The organism is Solibacillus sp., from assembly GCF_040273735.1.
Taxonomy (GTDB): Bacteria; Bacillota; Bacilli; order Bacillales_A; family Planococcaceae; genus Solibacillus.
Genome location: NZ_JBELZM010000008.1, coordinates 93,076 through 111,710, shown reverse-complemented (window position 1 = coordinate 111,710; position 18,635 = coordinate 93,076). Strand labels below are relative to the sequence as shown.

Below are 18,635 nucleotides of genomic sequence, written 5' to 3'. Positions count from 1 at the left end.
ACTGGATGCTTTCGGTTATGAATCACCCAGTAATTGAAGTATCCATTTTTTTAAATCAACTAATCGATTAGATTCAGGTAATTCGCTTGCCCCAGTCACAATAATCGGAACAACAGAATCTACTTTATGAAGTGAGCCATGTGCGCCACCACCCGCATGGTCATGGCTATGCTTTTCAATAAACTCATAGGATGGTTTGGCATCCACAATAATAACACGCCCTTCCTGTGAATGAAGCGCTCCATGCAGCCTTGCAAGTGCATCTGGATAATCCTGGTATACAATATGCTGGTCTTTCGTCAATTTTAAATCCAGAATTGAGGCATCTCCAGCAATCCTCCATGACTGACTATAATCATCAACGTACTTACCTTCTGGTGAAAATTCTAACTCTCCATCACTATGTGGGCTAACAACATAGTTTGTTTGTCCACTCTTCCATGCGATAAAGCCAATTCGCTCATCCTCTTTTAAAACATTCACGATTTCGGATAGCTCAACTTGCTGATCAATTGCATAAATGTATGCCATTCGCTCGTTAACAGCAATAGCGAGTTGGGCATCCGGATTTTTCCTTTCCCAAAAAGTATAGTTTTTCAGTACTTGATTCAAGTCAATTAACGATGTTTCTTTATCATCAAGTACGTATGATTGACCACTATCGCCCATTATAATCCATGTTACTTCTTGAATAGCAGCTTCCCAAGATGGAAAACTATTTAAAATGTTTTGTATAGACCGATCCACTTTTCTTATACCCTTTATATGTTCGGGTCCGTTTTTGTGTATGGATGCATCCGCATCGGGTAAATAAGCAAGTGTAAAAGACGGTAATCGCTTTTGTCTGATTAAGTATTTCAGCTCATTTACTGTAAACTGATTATTGACACCTAAACGTTGCCATATAAAATTATGATGATTATTTTCCGGATTATATTGGGCTAATGTTCCAAGCGAAAAAATTGTAGGTCCATTAATATGAATATCCTTCGGTAAAAGATCCGCCATAGTAATTAGTCCAGGGACATTAAGGCGATGTTGAAAACTTCCTCGATATAATAGACCATTTATCGAAGCGGAAGAAAGATTCCGATTAGCAAGCTCTTCGTGTAGTGTTTTCACTTCTTTACTTAAATGGCTGTCATTTAGATGGACAACGCTATCAAGAGCGACATTTTTAATTCCGTTATTCCATATTTCACTGATTCCGCTCCCATAACTAATTATTCGATTTTCATCTTCTTTAAACCAAATCAATCCCGGTACTTTATGCTGATTTGGATATGTACCGGTTAGTAACGTACTATCAATCGTGACAGACATGGTCGGATATGAGCTAATCATTTCCTGATGAAGCTGTCCGTTGTTCATTAAATATGCTAAAGCTGGTGCATCGCCTTCTTTTATCACTTTTTGCAATGGTTCATTCATTAATGAATCTACGACAATGAGTACTACAGGTTTCTTCGTGTTATTCATTATTCGACCTTCCAGTTTTTTTAATGGGGAAATTGAAAGCGCTAATAAGAAACTAGCACAGATAACAACAATTAAAATCACCGCAACTATTACTTTTCGTTTCATCGTGTCACCTGCAACCTAATTATTTAATATCAGTATGGTTTGAATTGGATGAATGTATGTAGAAACATTATGGGCCACAAAAAAAGATGAAATCGTTTTTAACGATTCCACCTTCTTCATACTACTTATTCATTACTTTAAACATTTCCGGTACTGAGTTTAAATCGATATCCCACATAATTGGAAGCAGGAAATAAATGGACATTGTTATGAAAACAACACCGAAAACATTCAGCGCAAATCCAGCTTTCATCATATCCGTAATCTTAATATAGCCTGATCCGGAAGCATGAAAGCACATGATGCAGCTACACCAGCAGCAATCATTAATGCATAAGGATGAACCCCTAATGCTACAGCAAGTAATTTTTATCAGAAATAGAAAATTAGCATTCATTTTATATTAATCATGTAAAAAGAACGGGTTCCCGTTATAGGAATTCCGTTCTTAAATCCATAATAAATTCGAATGAAAACCAATGTATTCTTAAATGAATTCAAAGGTCTTAAATAAAAATCACTTATATAAGTTAAAATTGCATATATCTCTTTTTTGTAAACTGTAAAAATGCTGAAGCAACCGGAGATAACTCTGTATCCTTTTTATAGCTGATTACAATCTGATTTTTATAGGTTGGGTTGCCCATTGTATACAAATTCGAATCGACATGCAGCTGGTCTCTCGTAATAACGCATTCAGGAATAATTGTCATACCAACCCCTTCATTAGCAAGGCGAAAGGCATTTTCAATATTATTTGTTTCAAGTACGATGATCGGTTTGATTTTATACTCTTCAAAAATCTGATCCGTCAAACGACGTAATCCTAAACCAGACTTTAATAAAATAAACTTTTCGTGGTTTAATTTAGAAGGATGGAATGGTATATGCCTTACTTCTTTGTAATTTTCCTCGTAGTAAATATGCCCTTTTGGAATTACTAAATAAAAGTCTTCCTCATATAATTTCTCATAAATTAGCCCTGCATTTTTAATCGGTAACATATTAATGCTTATATCAATTTTATTTTGAAGCATCAATGTTTCCATTTCATTTGCTGTACCTTCTTCGAGATGAATTTCAATGCCGGGGTATTTCTTCATAAACTGCGGCAGGAAATCGTACAATGTGTGCGCTGCCAAAATAGGGTTCACCCCAATCGTCAGCCTTCCTTTTTTCAATTCTGTTATTGCTTCTAAATCGCGTTCCATTCGTTCATAGATTGTTTGTATATCCGCCATATATGAAATATACAACTCTCCTGCATATGTAAGCGTAAGCGGTGTTACTTGTCGATTGACAAGTTCTACGCCCAGCTTGGTTTCTAAACTTTTTATGAACGTACTTAAATAAGGTTGCGATACAAATAGGGCATTCGCTGCATGAGAAATATTTCCATGTTCCTTTATGGCCTTTAAATACTCCAACGATAAATCTTCTTTCATATAAATCCGCTCCTCAATTTCAACCATCTATAAACCGATTATAGCACTTGAAATTTGCTTAATAACAAATTGGTTATACATGCGATAAGAATAATAGTATTTCAAACCCCGACAAATTCCAGACATAATATAGTTAATGTTTCAAATTATTCACTTGACATTACCCCAACACAACTTAGGAGGACATATTTCATGGGTACTTTCGGAATTATTGTTGCAATCATATTCATTGTCTTTTTAGCAATGAAAGGTTTCAGCATTGTATTTATAGCGCCAATTGCTTCGATTATCGTAATCCTTACAAACGGCATGGATTTCTTCCCGTCGCTTGTCGGTACTGAAGCATCATTTATGACAGGGCTTACAGGATTTATCGTTAATTTCTTTGCCATCTTTTTACTTGGATCAATTTTAGCTCAGTACATCGAAAAAAGTGGTGCAGCACAAGCAATTGCACAAAAAGTTTTATCAATCACAGGTACAGATAAACCATTCCCAGTTTTAGTAGCAATTTTCTTAATTAGCGCTATTTTAACTTTCGGGGGTATTAGTTTATTCGTAGTATTATTCGTAATTGTTCCATTGGCAAAACCATTATTTAAACAGTTAAATATTGCATGGAACTTAATCGTCATTCCAGTATTTTTAGGGATCGGGACTTTCACAATGACAATGTTGCCAGGTACACCATCAATTCAGAACGTTGTACCTACAAATTATTTAGGGACCACGGTTACAGCGGCTCCTTTAATGGGTGTGATCGCTACAATCATTGCAATTGTCACAGGTATTTTCTATATGCGTTATGCACTAAACAAAAGTTTAGCTAAAAACGAAAAATTCGTAGCAGAAGAAGATGCTCAAGAACTGGCACTTAAAGGAGATATCCCTTCATTCTTCCTAAGTATTCTACCTATTTTAGTTTTAATCGTAATTATCTTTGCAGGTAGTGCGCTGAATGTGCCAAATATTGTACTTATCGGCTTAGCTAGCGGCGTCATCGTTTCAGCAATCGCTTTTCATCGATATATGCCATCACATAAGCAAGCAGTCAGCCTAGGTGCTAACGGTGCGATTACACCAATCTTCTTTACTTCAGCATCAGTAGGTTTTGGTGTAGTCATTACACTAGCACCAGGTTTCCAGGCAATTTCGGATTTCATTTTGAACATTCCTGGTGATCCGTTGATCAGTTTAACAATTGCATCAGCTGCATTAGGTGCGATTACAGGTTCAGCTTCAGGCGGTTTAGGGATTACAATGGAAGCATTTGCAAACCCTTATTTGGAAATGGGAATAAACCCGGATGCCATGCACCGTGTTTCTGCAATCAGTTCGGCTGTATTCACCGGCCTACCTCACTCAGGAGCTATTTTATCAACATTTGCATTAACGAAGCTAACACATGAACAAGCTTTCAAATACTCGTTCATCACCATGACAGTACCAAACCTTTTAGCATTAATTGCTGCAGTTTTAATCGGTATTTTCATGTATTAATCAAGAAGTTGAAGACATTGGAGGAGATGAGAGTCCTTCTCCAATAATCAATCACTTTAATCAATCACTTTTGGAGGTCTATATAATGAAAACAACAAATCGTACAGTAGTTATTACAGGTGCCGCTCAAGGTATCGGCTATGCAATCGCGGAAGAATTCATCGCAAACGGTGACTATGTAGCTATTTTCGATTTAAATGAAGCAGCCGCAGTTGCCGCTGCTGAAAAATTAGGAAATGCAAAAGGGTACAAAGTAAATGTTGCCGATGAAACTTCAGTTAAAACTGGTATTGACGCTGTAATTGCCGAGCGCGGATCAGTAGATGTCGTTGTAAACAACGCTGGTTTACAATTCATCTGTAAAACAGAAGATTTCCCTGTAGAAAAATGGGATCTCTTAAATGATGTTATTTTAAAAGGTACATTCTTAATGACAAAACACTCATTAAAATCAATGCAAGCTCAAAACTTCGGTCGTATCATTAACATCGTATCTGCTCACGGACGTATTCCTGATGCATACAAATCAGCTTACTGTGCTGCTAAAGCAGGACAAACTGGTTTCTCAAAAGTAGTAGCATTAGAAAACGCTACAAACGGAATTACTGTTAACTGTATCGAGCCAGGTCCAGTTCGCACTGAATTAATCGAAAAACAAATTCCAATTTTAGCTGAGAAAGACGGCACTACTGAAGAAGAAGCAGTAGCACACCACATCTTAGGTAAACAATGGATCAAACGTTTACTTGAGCCATCAGAAATCGGTAAAACGGCAGTTTTCCTTGCTTCTGAAGGTGCCGGAGCAATTACTGGTGAATCTATCCCAGTAACTGGTGGTATGTAAGCCCATCTAAGCTTTAAATAACAAACATCAAACATACCTTTTTCCTGCCATTCAAAATCCCTTATTAATACAAAAAGGCATAATTCCATTTATCGGAATTATGCCTATTTTTATTCTTCTTTATTTAAATTAAAGCTATTAAGCAATGCACGTACTTCGTCGGTAGATTTTGTATTCATTAACTGGTTTCTCAGTTCACCGGCACCTCGGAACCCTTTTACATAAATTTTGAAAAAGCGGTGAAGTCCTGACATTGAACGAGGAAGTTCTTCGGCATATTTATCCTGCAGATCAAGCTGTAGTTTCAGAAGGTCAAGATATTCCTCAGGACTGTGCTCCTTTGGCTCCTTTTCAAAAGCGAACGGATTTTTGAAAATACCGCGTCCAATCATTACTCCGTCTATTCCGTACTTTTCTGCAAGCTCTAAACCAACTTGACGGTCTGGAATATCACCGTTAATTGTTAATAGTGTATTTGGAGCGATTTCATCACGCAACGCTTTAATTTCCGGGATTAGCTCCCAATGTGCATCGACAGCACTCATTTCTTTTCGTGTACGTAAATGTATGGAAAGGTTTGCAATATCCTGTTTTAAAATATGAGTAAGCCACTCTTTCCACTCGTCTATTTCTTTATAACCAAGTCGTGTTTTCACGCTGACTGGCAAACCGCCTGCTTTAGCAGCTTCGATTAACTCTGCTGCTACTTCCGGACGTAAAATCAGACCGCTGCCTTTTCCTCGGCCTGCAACATTCGGTACCGGGCACCCCATATTAATATCAATTCCCTTAAAGCCCAATTCCGCCATACCAATGCTCATCTTGCGGAAGTTCTCGGGATTGTCTCCCCAAATATGTGCAACAATCGGCTGTTCATCTTCTGTAAATGCTAAACGACCACGGACACTTTTGATCCCATCAGGATGACAGTAACTTTCTGAGTTAGTAAATTCCGTAAAAAATACATCGGGTCTTCCTGCTTCAGCCACTACATGCCGAAATACTAAATCAGTTACATCTTCCATCGGCGCGAGTACAAAAAATGGTTTCGGTAGCTCCTGCCAAAAATTCTCTTTCATATGTTAAGTTCAATTCCTCTCATTACAAACAATCAGCTTTTTGCTATTAAATTTCCTCTAACAATATTAGCGTAAATTGTGCAGAAAAGTAAAAGCAGATGATTTAAAAAGATGTCTTTTAATAAATAGAATAATTTTTTGTTCCATTAACCGATAAGCAGCTTCCTGTTAATCCTTTTTAGCGTTCCTAAAATACTCATCGCTGCTAAATAACTCGTTTTCGGATTTGCCGGAAGCGGATTATTGATAATAGTAAATGTTGCCTCTCCAAAATCCCCCGTCACTTCAATTTGGTGAATATTTTTATCAATTTTCGGGTCGGCCACTAATGTTACTTTTGTTTCGTCAAACCCAATACTCGCCAATGCCAGTACAATCGACACATTCATATTTTTCGGGTAACTGCTAATTGCTTCTGTCGCATTCCCTTCAAATATTACTTTCGCTTCTTCGATTGTTTCCTCAACTAACGAGCTTGCCGGTTTGCGTGTCGTTAGGCTAACGGATGTAACTGTACCAAGCGCATGTGCATTTTGCAGTAAATCCAATCCACCGACTGCACCTGATGGCAAGTAAAGTCTCCTGTTGTATGCATTCGCCAAGTGATTCAGCTCTGTCAACAGCTCTTCATCCACTAATGCACCAATACTAATCACGACAACATCCTTTTTCCTGATTGCTGAAGGTAGCAATGTATGAACCGCTTCAATATTTGCGGCCTCCACAACTATATCAATTTCTGAATCTAAAAATGCATCTATTTCCGTGTACAACTTTACACCATAATTGGATTCTAGCATTTGATGCTTTTCCCTATCCCTCACAAAGACGCTTGTAATGCGCAAGTTTTCTTGCTGCTTTTCATTTATTTCTTCCAAAAGAAAATGAGCAATTGCACCCGCGCCTATTAAACCGACTTTCATTGTATACCTCCTATAAATCGTTCATTATTTTCTACTGCACTCTTCTACAACCATATCATAATTTCAGCAATGCATTCTCCCATTCTTCATCAGAGGATTTACTTCAATTATATAGGTGAGTTCGTTAGTATGGATATAAAGCAAAAATTAAAGGAGGCATTCGTATGGAACTAACAGTTTATTTAGCAGGTCAAATTCATGATAGTTGGCGGAAAGAAGTTGCACATAAGGCGAAAGAAAAAAATCTTCCCTTACACTTTGTATCACCACAGACAGACCATGACCGTTCAGACAATATTGGCGAGGAAATTTTAGGCATCCAGCCATCAGCATATTATAAGGACAATGCTGCTTCTGATATTAATAATTTCCGGACACAGGTATTAATGCAGAAAGCGGATATCGTCATTGCATTATTCGGTGAAAAGTATAAACAATGGAATACTGCAATGGATGTAAGTACAGCGATTGCAATGAATAAACCGACGATCATTATCCGTCCCGAATCATTAATTCATCCTTTAAAAGAGCTATCCAATAAAGCAAATGTAACAGTGGAGACTGTAGATCAGGCAATTGAAGTAATCCGCTATATATTTGATTAAAGCATCCTATGCAGCAGTTGTTGATACGGCAAAAAAGAACGGATTCCTTGGAATTCGTTCTTTTTTATAAATATTTATACAATTAAATACGCTTCAAAGCACCATTTGGCTGTGGTAATTCTTGCGCCGTGATTTCATTCATTTTACAGAAATGTGTAAAGAATTGCTGAGCCAGCTCTTTTTCCTGCGGGTCCGTTTTCAGGGTGATAATATCACGTAAAATTTGAGCCATCCATACATTGTCAAAGTAGCGATGTTTACCCGTATTCCATGTCATTTTGTGAGTGAACTTTTCGTTTACATAATAGTTCCAGAACAGCATTTGCTCTGCTTCCTGTTCTGTCAGTTCAATTCGGTATTTTGAATGCGCCGGAATATATCCATCTTCACTCAGTTTCCCGATAAAATTCTCCTCTACCATATACATACCTAAAATGCGTCGGTCTTTTTCAGACGAATTCTCATCTACGGCCGTTAACAAGACAGCACTGTTTAAGTGAAGGCGGATTGGTTTAACAGGCTTCCCTTTATTTACACCGCTTTTCGTTAATCCTGAAAAAACCTTCCAATCTGAAAAAGCTGTTTTCTGTTCTTCAGTGTCACACCAAAAAACTAATTGTGATTCAGGGTGAAGTTTGAAGTTTTTCATATGTTTTTCATGTATTAATCGAAGTTCCTGATTTTTACGCTGGAGTTTTAATTTCTCTTCTTTTTGCCACTCTTCTTCTCTTCGCTCAAGTTCTTTTTTCTGAATGATTTTTTCTAATGTTTGAACATCATCTTTATCGTGAAGAACTAAGTGCTTTCCAAATACATCAGGGAAAACGAATTTTTTACTTTCCGATGCAAAATGTATTTCAATACTTGATTCATTCTGTTTAACGATACTACCCATTCCGAAATGCTTATGTGTAACCTTTTTATTGATTAGATTCATTATTTAAATCCTCCTTGTAAAATAAAAAACACAGTTACGTTCAATCTCCAGTCAACAATTAACTCCGTTTAGAGCTTAGACAACTGTTAAAATTTTTGCTCTCGTGAATAAAAAAAGTACATATAAACGTATCCTTTAATAGTGAATAAAAAAGTACAAAGAATACATAATACGCACCGAAAACAATTGTAAGACTATTATAACATTTTTTTATAGAAATTACAAAAATTTTATTGACAATTTATTTTGCGTTAGGTAAAATGAAATTTTGCTCTAAGTCAACTAAAATATTTATCCCTTAAAATTATAGTAGGCATCCGTTTTAGGCGTGTAAATACACGTCTGAAGCGGATGCTTTTTCACTTCTCCATGAAATTAGTATGGCAGTAATTTTAAGCTTCCTTTCAGAAATTTACACGTTATGAAGCACTTTACTGCCGGTCTTTACATATGTTGCGTATATATAAACATGCCTTGTTTTAGTTCAAGCCTATATTTGCATATAAGTAAGTAAATAGCTGGACGTCGATTATGAAACTTAAGGAGTGGATGAATGGGTGCAATTAATGGTGAAAGTTATATTAACCGATTAAATGCGTTAAATAATGAAATATGGCTGGACGGAGAAAAAGTGGAAGGGCTGTTATCTGAACATCCCGTATTTAAAGGGCTTATTCAGACAAAAGCTTCCCTCTATGATTTACAGCATGATCCTAAAAGAATAGATGAAATGACTTTTGTATCCCCCCTTTCAGGAAAACGTGTAGGCCTTTCATATTTGATGCCTAAAACGAAAGAGGGTTTAATAAAAAGGCGAAAAATGATGGAGCATTGGGCTAAACATACGCATGGAATTCTAGGAAGAAGTCCCGACTATTTGAATTCCGTTTTAATGGGTTTCACCTCATCTGCAGCACTGCTTGAAGGCCAAGAAAACTGTTACCCAGACAATCTCCGGGCATTTTTTGAATTGGTGAGAGAAAATGATTTATCACTTACACATACATTTATTACTCCTCAAGTTAATCGTTCTCAAAGTTATATTGAAAATACGAATGAACCTATTTCTGCAAAGGTTATCGCAGAGACTGAAGATGGTCTCATTATAAAGGGCGCACGTCTTTTAGCGACACAAGGCGGTTTAACCGATGAAGTGTTTGTATTTAATGTCGGTAAACTTGTATTCGGTGAAGATGAAACTTTTTCTTTTGCTGTCCCATCGAATACGAAAGGATTAAAATTTATTTGCAGAGATTCCTTTATAGGCGGAGATTCTTCATTTGATCATCCTTTAAGCTCAAAATATGAAGAAATGGATTCCATCGTCGTTTTTGACAATGTGTTAGTACCATGGGAACGTGTATTTTTTCACAACAATGTCGAGGTAGCAGAAAAATTCCTTATTAAGAGTGCTTTTAATCATTTTGCCAAGTCTCAAGTTCTAATTAGACAAATTGTGAAAACGGAATTTATTTTAGGAATTGCCGAACTCCTCATCGAAACGATCAAAGTTTATGAATATCAGCACATCCATGAAAAGATGTCGGAAATTATTGTGGGACTGGAAACAATGAAAGCACTGTTGGATAAATCGGAGAATGATGCCGCACTTGATGAATTTGGCTATTTACGGCCTGCAATTTTCCCATTGAAAGTTGCCGGTTATACATTTTCGAAAATTTATCCACGGCTCACTGAAATCATTCAGCTTATTGGTGCAAGCGGAATGATTACACTACCAACAGAAAAGGCATTTCACTCTTCAATAAGAGGCGATTTAGATCAATATCTTCAAGCCGCAACTAAACCTGCTGAAGAACGAGTGGAAATATTCAGGTTAGCTTGGGATTTAACGATGAGTTCATTTGGTACGAGGCAAACACAATATGAACGTTTCTTCTTCGGTGATACAGTTCGGTTAGCGAGCGAATTATATTTCACTTATCCTAAAAAAGAATTTGTGGAATCCATCCATACTTTCCTCAATCGGGAAAAGTAAGGAGGTTGACGACTCACAAATTATCGAACTAAATCTTTCATTCCCGCATATACTAGAGTAGAACGATAATCAAAAAGGATGATATTAAAATGACATTGCTGAAAAGGGTAAGCTCTATTGTAGCATGTACAAATCCCCATCCATTTGACGAAGATATCAATCCCAATGCTATCGATGAAAGCAGCGATATGAACCGCTGGGAAAATGAAGGCGGCAGATCTCTTTGAATAATTCACCTAACTGTTAATAAAATGATTGCTTCCCAATGTAAATACAATTTATTATAAAAAATATCACTTTTCTCTAAGGAAAAAAGTGATATTTTTTGTGTTTTAAAGCCATCCCTTTTAGGGTGCTTGTCCTAATTTTGATTGTATTTTCCTTCATCGTTTACTTTATCCATTACCTCAGAATTTACGCGCTTATCCAAACATCGGTACTTGTATATAACTGATTTGCTCTAAAACGATAATTCTTGTTGTACTTTCTCGTTCGTACGTATCTGTAGATTCTGTTAAAGTCAAGAACTCTTGATTTACCGATTCCAGTGTTCCGGTAATAAGTTCCTCACCAACTGCAACTGTTATTTCCTGGTTTAATAACCTCAAAAGCTGAATATACAATAAGCCATTCAATCTAATCCCCTCCTTTTTTAGTAAGCTATATTTTTAATGCCCGTTAACGGTATATACAGTAAGTTAGAGTTAGAAGTAATTGTTATATAGTCAAAGTTTACTTCTAATAAAGTACCCGTGACTTTTGCATATTCCGTTGCAACTGTGAGCCTCGACCCTTTTAAAGGTACGAGAATATTACGTAATTGCCACATATTTACCCCCCTTTATGATGTTATGTTAAAAGGATATGTTTTCCGGAGAAACTTGTTTGGGTAAAAATTCTATTTTTCAAGATTCACAAAAAAAAATAAGTATGCCGCACAATTTTTGTGAAATAAGATTCATATTATAATACTGAGGTGAGTGCTATGAAGGAAAGACAAGAAGGATTAGTTAGTGTAGTTATTCCATGCTATAATGCCGCGCCATTTATAGTAGATTGCCTAGACGGTCTTAAGTCACAAAAATACAATAAAATGGAGGTCATTCTAATTAATGATGCCTCAACTGACAATACAACCAAAATAGTTGAAGACTGGTTGGAAAATACAAAACCTGATTTTTCGGTTATTGTATGTAATCTACCTGTAAATACAGGCTTTGCCGGGGCCCTAACAATCGGCTACTTTATGAGTTCCGGCGAGTATATTGCAGTTAATGATGCAGATGATATTTCGCACCCTCTGCGTTTTGAAAAACAAGTAGATTTTTTGTTAAACAATCCAGATTACGATTTAGTCGGATCAAATTACCAAGTATTTCATGATGGAAACTTGGAAGTGCTCGGTAAAACGGCCGACTGGTTGAAATATGGCGAGTCTATACGGAAATGTTACGAAGCAGGCGGTCACTGTGTCTGTCATGGAACAATTTTATTTCGCGGAAAGGTTTTTGATCTGCTTGGTGGCCCGACTCGAAGAATTGTCGGAGCAGAAGATTATGAATTCATCGTAAAATTTTTGAATGGAAAATTAAAAATAGAGAATCTGAAGGATATTCTATATTACTATCGGAAACATGATCAACAACGTTCCAAAACTTTTTATGGAGGTGATAAGAGTGGCTGACGAAAGGATTTTACTAGTAGTTGATGCTTTATATATAGGGGGAACCGAAACCCATGTATTAGGCTTGGCAAAAGAACTGATTAAAAATAATGTTTTTGTGGCGATTGCAGCAAATAAAACCGGTAGTTTAGTTGATGCATTTGAAGCATTGAATTGTCCTATTTATTCAATCGAGTTTCCAAAAACAATCTCTTTGGAAAAAAGTCATGAAATGGCGTTAGTAAAAGAAATTGAGAAAATCATCGAAAACGAAAATATTACCCATGTTCATATTCATCAGACACCTTCCGGATATATAGCTGGAAAAGCGGCCGAAAATAGAAATATCCCTACCATCATCACAATACACGGAACATATTATCCTAATCATGAAATACAAGAACTCCTTAAATTATCCGATGCGGTCATCTGTGTAAGCCCTCCTTTATGCAATTATATAAACACATTTTCTATAGAACACCCCTATTTAATACCAAACGGAATCAACTTGGAGGATTATCCAGGAAATTCCCCTGTAAAAGATATCAGAAATGAACTGAAAATACCTAAAGATGCTCCCGTTCTTCTCTATGCCAGCAGAATCACATGGGCAAAAGCACAAGTTTGTTCTATTTTTTTAAGAGCTTGCAAAGATCTCAAATTAAATACTATCCCTAATCTTCATGTCATTATTGTAGGTGACGGTAATAAATTGAGCGAGATAAAATCATTAGCTCGCATGATTGAAGAAATGTGTGCCGAGGCTTTTATCCACATAGTAGGAGAGCAAAAAAATATGCCCCCCTATTATTCAGCAGCAGATTGTGTTGTAGGCACAGGCCGTGTAGCTTTAGAGGCCATGGCTTCAGAAAGGCAAGTTGTTGCAGTCGGCAACCATGGTTATTTCGGGATTGTAGATATGGACAATTTCGAAGATGCATGGAGTCATTACTTTGGAGATCACGGATCAAAAGCAACTTGCAGCAGACATTTATTACGGGACGATTTGAAGAAAATCATGATGGATCAAAATCGTTTGAAGCTAAACGGGATTACAGCAAGAGAAAAAGCCGAAGAACTGTTTAACATCAATAATGTAGTAAAAGAAACATTGAAAGTATATTCCGATACGATAAAAGGTGGGATGAAAAAGTGAAAAAAATTTTATATATAGGCTGGATCGGATTTAATAATTTGGGTGATGAACTGTTATGGCATATTTTCAGAGACACATGTACCAAATACTTGGATAAAGATAAATTCATTGTTAAACCGTCAATGCCCGGAACTGATTTAAAAAATCTTGACGAGTTTGATACAGTTGTATTAGGTGGAGGCTCATTATTATTGCCGGGCTACCTTCAAATTCTTCAAAATGCTATTCATAAAGGAAAATCAGTCCTCATATGGGGATCCGGGTTAGATTGGATTGAAGAGCCAAATCTAAATTCATTAATAAATGATCAACTGACTTCTTTAGATCAAAACTTTAAGCAAAAAGATATTGCTGTACTGGAAGAAGTTTTGGAGCATGCGCTTTTTGTAGGTGTCCGAGGTCCTTTAACAAAAAAAGCGATCGAAATTATGGTTGGGAAAGAAAAATCGGAAAAGGTTAAAATAATTGGCGATCCTGCTTTATTATTACAAAATAAAGATGAAATAAAGCCTCATATTCAAGAAAAAATAATAGGGATCAACTGGGGAACAACATTTAATCGTTTATACGGGGCAAATGAAAGTTCAGTAGAAGACCAATTAGTAGTGGCAGTGAAAAAGCTAATTGACAAGGGTTATAAAATACTGATTTACACGATGTGGTCAGATGATATATCTCATTGCGAAAGACTTTATAACAAAATCGGTGACAGAGAAAATGTACAGTTAGACAAAAACCTTTATACTGAGCAGCAAATGATTAATAAATTATCAACTTGTACAGCAACGATAAACTTTAAACTCCATGCCAATTTACTGTCTATGTCTGCAGGTATACCTGCGATTCCGCTAGGCTACCGCTTCAAAGTTTTTGATTTTGCAGCACTGCTCGGGCTACTGAATTTAGTCGTTTCTACAAGTTCAAAGCAATTAACGGATGACCTGTTAGATCGTATAGTGATGATTGAGAAAAATGAGTTAATGCCAGTTAAGCAATACAATACAATCCAACAAACATGCACACCACTTTTAGAATCGCCATTCACCAATCATCACTTTTAACTTTACACATTTAACAAGACTCCTCTTTCCTACAACTCTGATTTAGGATACTGGTTGGTTCAAGGCTGATTAGCAAACTTTAAGGAGTCTTTTTTTTTGAGAAAATTACATATGAAAGTAATTAAATAAGCTTGATACTGCAATAATTACCACCTTATAAATGCTTCTTCCTTAAGACAAACTAAAGCAAATATAAAAGGAAGGTGTTGTGCAAAAACATGAATAAACCTTTCATGCCGCAGCTTGTTTATTTTGAACCGAAAGCATTGGACTATCCGCTCGGCAAAGAACTAAAAGAAAAATTTGAAGCGTTAGGCATTGAGATACGTTATACAACCTCGCATAACCAAATACGAAACTTCCCCGGAGACAATGAATTGCAAAAGTATCGAATCGCAAAATCTACACTTGTCGTTGGTATTCGCAAAACTTTGAAGTTCGATACGTCCAAGCCATCCGCTGAATATGCTATTCCGCTTGCTACAGGGTGTATGGGTCACTGTCATTATTGTTATTTGCAAACAACAATGGGAAGCAAACCGTACATTCGCACATATGTGAATGTCGAGGAAATATTTGAAGCAGCGGATCAATATATTGAAGAACGTGCCCCTGAAATCACAAGGTTTGAAGCTGCCTGCACTTCAGATATTGTAGGTTTGGATCACTTAACACATTCATTAAAGAAAGCGATAGAGCATTTTGGTCAAACTGAGTTGGGCAGGTTACGATTTGTCACAAAATTTCATCATGTTGATCATTTACTCGATGCAAAACATAATGGTCATACAAGATTTCGTTTTAGTATTAATGCGGACTATGTCATAAAAAATTTCGAACCGGGCACTTCCTCGCTCGCCCAGCGTATTGAAGCTGCCGGCAAAGTAGCGAGAGCGGGTTATCCTCTTGGGTTTATCGTAGCACCGATTTACCTTCATGAAGGATGGCAGGATGGCTATTATCATATGTTTGAACGACTTGACGCAGAACTCCCCCAAGACGTTCGGAAAGATATTACATTTGAATTTATTCAGCACCGCTTTACAAAGGCTGCTAAAAATGTGATTAATAAAAACTATCCGAAAACAAAGCTAAAATTGGACGAATCTGTAAGACGTGTGAAGTGGGGAAAATACGGAATCAGTAAGTATATTTATCAAAAAAACGAAGAAGATGAAATGAAAGAAAAGCTCTACAGCTATATGGAAAAGTTCTTTCCAAATGCCAAACTTGAGTATTTTACGTAAGCAAACGAATAAAATTAAAAGCAGACAAGTTCAATTTTGAACTGTCTGCTTCTTATATTTAACGGATTTTTAATTTTTATTTAGTAAAATCAATTTTCTTTTGCAGTAAATAAATTGTGACGCCGCCTACTAGCATTGAAAAGGCTTCTCCCACTGCTACCATTCCGTACGTTGGCCAAAATGGCAGATCAAAAACGATCATCAGCTGGGCTGCAACTGTAAACATGGATGCCGTAAAAATAATACCGGTTACAACAATTTTTAATACTAAATTTTTCATGTTTTTTGTAACGATACGGCAAATAACCAATACAATCAGTGTAGCAATCCCGCCTACCGGTACATCAATCCACCACATCGGTGAAAAGAGGTTCGCAATGACTACACCCAATGTTACTGCTACTATGTAACGTTTATGGAATAGCACCAAATAGTTAAACATTTCCGACAGCCTTAATTGTACGGCTCCGAAACTAATGACAGCCAAAACAAGCGTCACTGCTACATAAAGAGAAGCAACGATCGCAACTTTAGCTGTTTCATGCACGTTGACACGTGATGATGGAACAGAATTTTCCATTATTTAATTTCCTCCTTTATAAAATAGCTTGAAGTTGCTATTTTACTGATAACTATGACCAAAGGAGCATGGGTGCTAGTACCCTGCCAAAGTGCCATAGTGTGATTTTGCACCCATTCATTATGGAGTAAATATTAAATAATGGCAATACTTATTTGTTCATCCATCCACCATCGACCGGTAAAATTGTTGCATGCATATAATCGCTTGCTTCGCTCGCTAAAAATAACGTAACATTTGCAACCTCTTCTGGTTTCGCCCATCTGCCAGCAGGTGTTTGCTCTGCAACTAACTTCGCCATTTCTCCTGCACCTTCAAAATCGGCCGCATTCATTGGTGTTTCAATCGCACCCGGTGCAATTCCATTAACACGTATACCTTTCTTACAATAATCATAGGAAAGCTGCTTTGTATAACCGATTACAGCATGTTTGGAAGCGGTATATGCTGCCCCCCCTCCACCTGCAATCATTCCAGCAATCGATGCCATATTTACAATAACACCGCGCTTTTGGTTAAGCATTCTCTTTAATACTGCATTCGTTACAAAGAACATCCCTTTTACATTCACATTAAAGATTTTGTCCCATAGCACTTCTTCTGTTTCAAGCGACGGTACATAACCATCAAGGATACCGGCAGTATTACATAAAATATCGATTGATTCCAATTTCCCAATCGTTTCCTCAATAAACCGTTGATCTGTTACACTTCCTACATAGTGATGATACTTGTCGTCCGTTAAATCTGCTTTCTGAATATCTATTCCAATAACAGTAGCCCCTTCATTTAAAAAGGCAGCAGCTTGTGCTCGTCCGATTCCCGATGCGGCACCCGTTATGACGGCGACTTTATTTTCAAAATGCTTTCCCACTGTATTCCCTCCAAAAAAAGAACTGACTTGCATAAAAACAAGCCAGCATAAATTACTTATAGAACGATTTCCCAATCATCCGCTAAAATATCACAAACTGTCGGTGTAAACATCGTATACCCTTCACCTGTTACATTAATAACAAAATACGGGTTCATGTCCAAGCCATCCAATATAGTCGCAGGCACATATTTTACATATAGTTCAGCACCGCCCCAGCCTTTACGGATTATTTTCTCTCCAATTTTTAAACGAGGCAAAATTTCTTCAAATGTCATATTCATCTTCCTTTATGTATTCATATTTCTTACATATATTATAACAATAAGTTGCTGAAATCACATGCACCGAGTATCACAATGATATCCCGGTGCATGGCATCCTTATGTCCCTCTATGCTTTGTAACTTCTTGCGGCGGGTTATTATGAATTACTTGATTAAACTCCTTTGAATACTCTTCTCTGCGATTCGTATCCTTTTTTTCCTTTTTGTTCTTTGTGAAGCTTGTTTTACTTTTTTTCGCCAACTTATTTCACCTCCGAAAATGAATTGGATTCTTATCTATTTTGCGTAATATTAATGAATATATGCTGTAATCAACTGAACACCAATTTATTTATATCAAGACAATTTTTAACGCTTGGAATCCAGATTACTTTCCGGAAAAATTTTAAAACTTTTGTATAAAAAACAATAAAAGACCTATACTATTAAAGATTTCACTTCAAATCAAAGTGACTGGAGGGTTAACCCGATGAGTGCGAATGATCAATCTCAAAAGGACCAACAAAAACTGAATAAGCTTACACAGAGTATTTTTGGAGCAATCTAAAATTAATCTGAAAGCGAGGCAGTGTGTCATGGAGGATCACAAGTGGTAATCAAAAAAGAACCTGGAATTAAAAACTCCAGGTTCTTTCTTTTTTTTGACATCTTCGGTTGGTACACTTGAACACATCATACTTTTCAAAATTTTTTCTTAATTAACGTTTAAAAAATAAAATACTGCCTATACTATTAAAGATTTCACTTCAAATCAAAATGACTGGAGGGTTAACCCGATGAGTGCGAAAGATCAATCTCAAAAGGACCAACGAAAACTGAATGAGCTTAAACAGAATATTTTTGGAGTAATCT

Annotated in this window: 20 protein-coding genes and 1 pseudogene; 9 read left to right on the top strand and 12 right to left on the bottom strand. The window is 36.7% G+C overall.

Annotated features, from left to right (window positions below; all coding sequences use genetic code 11):
- Nucleotides 1–15: 15 nt before the first annotated feature.
- The 3 genes and pseudogenes from ABS917_RS09975 to ABS917_RS09965 form a co-directional block, all read right to left on the bottom strand.
- Nucleotides 16–1,584 carry an alkaline phosphatase family protein gene (locus ABS917_RS09975; protein ID WP_350478831.1) on the bottom strand — a complete coding sequence of 523 codons (1,569 nt, stop codon included), beginning with the start codon at nucleotides 1,582–1,584 and terminating at the stop codon, nucleotides 16–18.
- A gap of 121 nt (nucleotides 1,585–1,705) precedes the next feature.
- A pseudogene (locus ABS917_RS09970) lies at nucleotides 1,706–1,947 on the bottom strand (anion transporter); the annotation flags it as partial.
- 167 nt (nucleotides 1,948–2,114) lie between these two features.
- Complete coding sequence (locus ABS917_RS09965; RefSeq protein WP_350478830.1) at nucleotides 2,115–3,029, bottom strand: LysR family transcriptional regulator; 915 nt, start codon at nucleotides 3,027–3,029, stop codon at nucleotides 2,115–2,117.
- Nucleotides 3,030–3,221: 192 nt separating this feature from the next.
- On the opposite strand from ABS917_RS09965, the gene ABS917_RS09960 reads away from it, so the two are divergent.
- Together ABS917_RS09960 and ABS917_RS09955 are read left to right on the top strand one after the other, a co-directional pair.
- Nucleotides 3,222–4,529, top strand: a complete 1,308-nt coding sequence (locus ABS917_RS09960; protein ID WP_350478829.1) for a GntP family permease — start codon at nucleotides 3,222–3,224, stop codon at nucleotides 4,527–4,529.
- A gap of 85 nt (nucleotides 4,530–4,614) precedes the next feature.
- Nucleotides 4,615–5,373 carry an SDR family oxidoreductase gene (locus ABS917_RS09955; protein WP_350478828.1) on the top strand — a complete coding sequence of 253 codons (759 nt, stop codon included), beginning with the start codon at nucleotides 4,615–4,617 and terminating at the stop codon, nucleotides 5,371–5,373.
- 110 nt (nucleotides 5,374–5,483) lie between these two features.
- Here the strand turns inward: ABS917_RS09955 and ABS917_RS09950 are convergent, their stop codons facing one another.
- Both ABS917_RS09950 and nadX read right to left on the bottom strand, forming a co-directional pair.
- Nucleotides 5,484–6,452 (bottom strand): tRNA dihydrouridine synthase, encoded by a 969-nt coding sequence (locus ABS917_RS09950; RefSeq protein WP_350478827.1) that lies wholly within the window; start codon nucleotides 6,450–6,452, stop codon nucleotides 5,484–5,486.
- A gap of 146 nt (nucleotides 6,453–6,598) precedes the next feature.
- The gene (gene nadX, locus ABS917_RS09945; protein ID WP_350478826.1) at nucleotides 6,599–7,375 is read right to left on the bottom strand and encodes an aspartate dehydrogenase; all 777 of its coding nucleotides are present in this window, start codon (nucleotides 7,373–7,375) and stop codon (nucleotides 6,599–6,601) included.
- Between the two features lie 164 nt (nucleotides 7,376–7,539).
- Between nadX and ABS917_RS09940 the strand changes: the two genes are divergently transcribed.
- A complete protein-coding gene (locus ABS917_RS09940) occupies nucleotides 7,540–7,980 on the top strand; it encodes a YtoQ family protein (RefSeq protein ID WP_350478825.1) in 441 nt (146 codons plus the stop codon).
- Between the two features lie 82 nt (nucleotides 7,981–8,062).
- On the opposite strand, the gene ABS917_RS09935 is transcribed toward ABS917_RS09940, so the two are convergent.
- Entirely contained in the window at nucleotides 8,063–8,917 is an 855-nt protein-coding gene (locus tag ABS917_RS09935) for a malate synthase (RefSeq protein WP_350478824.1), read from the bottom strand.
- A 553-nt stretch (nucleotides 8,918–9,470) separates the two neighbouring features.
- Here ABS917_RS09935 and hpaB point away from each other — a divergent pair.
- Both hpaB and ABS917_RS09925 read left to right on the top strand, forming a co-directional pair.
- On the top strand, nucleotides 9,471–10,916 hold the full coding sequence (hpaB, locus tag ABS917_RS09930; protein ID WP_350478823.1) for a 4-hydroxyphenylacetate 3-monooxygenase, oxygenase component: 1,446 nt from the start codon (nucleotides 9,471–9,473) through the stop codon (nucleotides 10,914–10,916).
- An 89-nt stretch (nucleotides 10,917–11,005) separates the two neighbouring features.
- Nucleotides 11,006–11,143: a hypothetical protein gene (locus ABS917_RS09925; protein ID WP_350478822.1), complete on the top strand. Its 138-nt coding sequence runs from the start codon at nucleotides 11,006–11,008 to the stop codon at nucleotides 11,141–11,143.
- 195 nt (nucleotides 11,144–11,338) lie between these two features.
- On the opposite strand, the gene ABS917_RS09920 is transcribed toward ABS917_RS09925, so the two are convergent.
- Nucleotides 11,339–11,551: a hypothetical protein gene (locus ABS917_RS09920; protein WP_350478821.1), complete on the bottom strand. Its 213-nt coding sequence runs from the start codon at nucleotides 11,549–11,551 to the stop codon at nucleotides 11,339–11,341.
- Nucleotides 11,552–11,568: 17 nt separating this feature from the next.
- On the bottom strand, nucleotides 11,569–11,745 hold the full coding sequence (locus ABS917_RS09915) for a DUF2642 domain-containing protein (protein WP_350478820.1): 177 nt from the start codon (nucleotides 11,743–11,745) through the stop codon (nucleotides 11,569–11,571).
- 156 nt (nucleotides 11,746–11,901) lie between these two features.
- Here ABS917_RS09915 and ABS917_RS09910 point away from each other — a divergent pair, with 156 nt between their 5' ends.
- From ABS917_RS09910 to splB, 4 genes are all read left to right on the top strand, one after another.
- Nucleotides 11,902–12,600 (top strand): glycosyltransferase family 2 protein, encoded by a 699-nt coding sequence (locus tag ABS917_RS09910; RefSeq protein ID WP_350478819.1) that lies wholly within the window; start codon nucleotides 11,902–11,904, stop codon nucleotides 12,598–12,600.
- Nucleotides 12,593–13,735 (top strand): glycosyltransferase, encoded by a 1,143-nt coding sequence (locus tag ABS917_RS09905; protein ID WP_350478818.1) that lies wholly within the window; start codon nucleotides 12,593–12,595, stop codon nucleotides 13,733–13,735. Before ABS917_RS09910 ends, ABS917_RS09905 begins: the two co-directional genes overlap by 8 nt.
- Nucleotides 13,732–14,796 (top strand): polysaccharide pyruvyl transferase family protein, encoded by a 1,065-nt coding sequence (locus ABS917_RS09900; RefSeq protein ID WP_350478817.1) that lies wholly within the window; start codon nucleotides 13,732–13,734, stop codon nucleotides 14,794–14,796. The genes ABS917_RS09905 and ABS917_RS09900 overlap by 4 nt, the downstream gene beginning before the upstream one ends.
- A gap of 218 nt (nucleotides 14,797–15,014) precedes the next feature.
- Nucleotides 15,015–16,043 carry a spore photoproduct lyase gene (gene splB / locus ABS917_RS09895; protein WP_350478816.1) on the top strand — a complete coding sequence of 343 codons (1,029 nt, stop codon included), beginning with the start codon at nucleotides 15,015–15,017 and terminating at the stop codon, nucleotides 16,041–16,043.
- 76 nt (nucleotides 16,044–16,119) lie between these two features.
- On the opposite strand, the gene ABS917_RS09890 is transcribed toward splB, so the two are convergent.
- The 4 genes from ABS917_RS09890 to ABS917_RS09875 form a co-directional block, all read right to left on the bottom strand.
- Nucleotides 16,120–16,623 carry a QueT transporter family protein gene (locus ABS917_RS09890; protein WP_350478815.1) on the bottom strand — a complete coding sequence of 168 codons (504 nt, stop codon included), beginning with the start codon at nucleotides 16,621–16,623 and terminating at the stop codon, nucleotides 16,120–16,122.
- A 151-nt stretch (nucleotides 16,624–16,774) separates the two neighbouring features.
- The gene (locus ABS917_RS09885) at nucleotides 16,775–17,497 is read right to left on the bottom strand and encodes a 3-oxoacyl-ACP reductase (protein WP_350478814.1); all 723 of its coding nucleotides are present in this window, start codon (nucleotides 17,495–17,497) and stop codon (nucleotides 16,775–16,777) included.
- 56 nt (nucleotides 17,498–17,553) lie between these two features.
- Nucleotides 17,554–17,775, bottom strand: coding sequence for a DUF2829 domain-containing protein (locus ABS917_RS09880; RefSeq protein ID WP_350478813.1), 222 nt, complete (start codon nucleotides 17,773–17,775; stop codon nucleotides 17,554–17,556).
- Nucleotides 17,776–17,880: 105 nt separating this feature from the next.
- Nucleotides 17,881–18,024 carry a hypothetical protein gene (locus ABS917_RS09875; RefSeq protein ID WP_014822645.1) on the bottom strand — a complete coding sequence of 48 codons (144 nt, stop codon included), beginning with the start codon at nucleotides 18,022–18,024 and terminating at the stop codon, nucleotides 17,881–17,883.
- Between the last annotated feature and the right edge of the window lie 611 nt (nucleotides 18,025–18,635).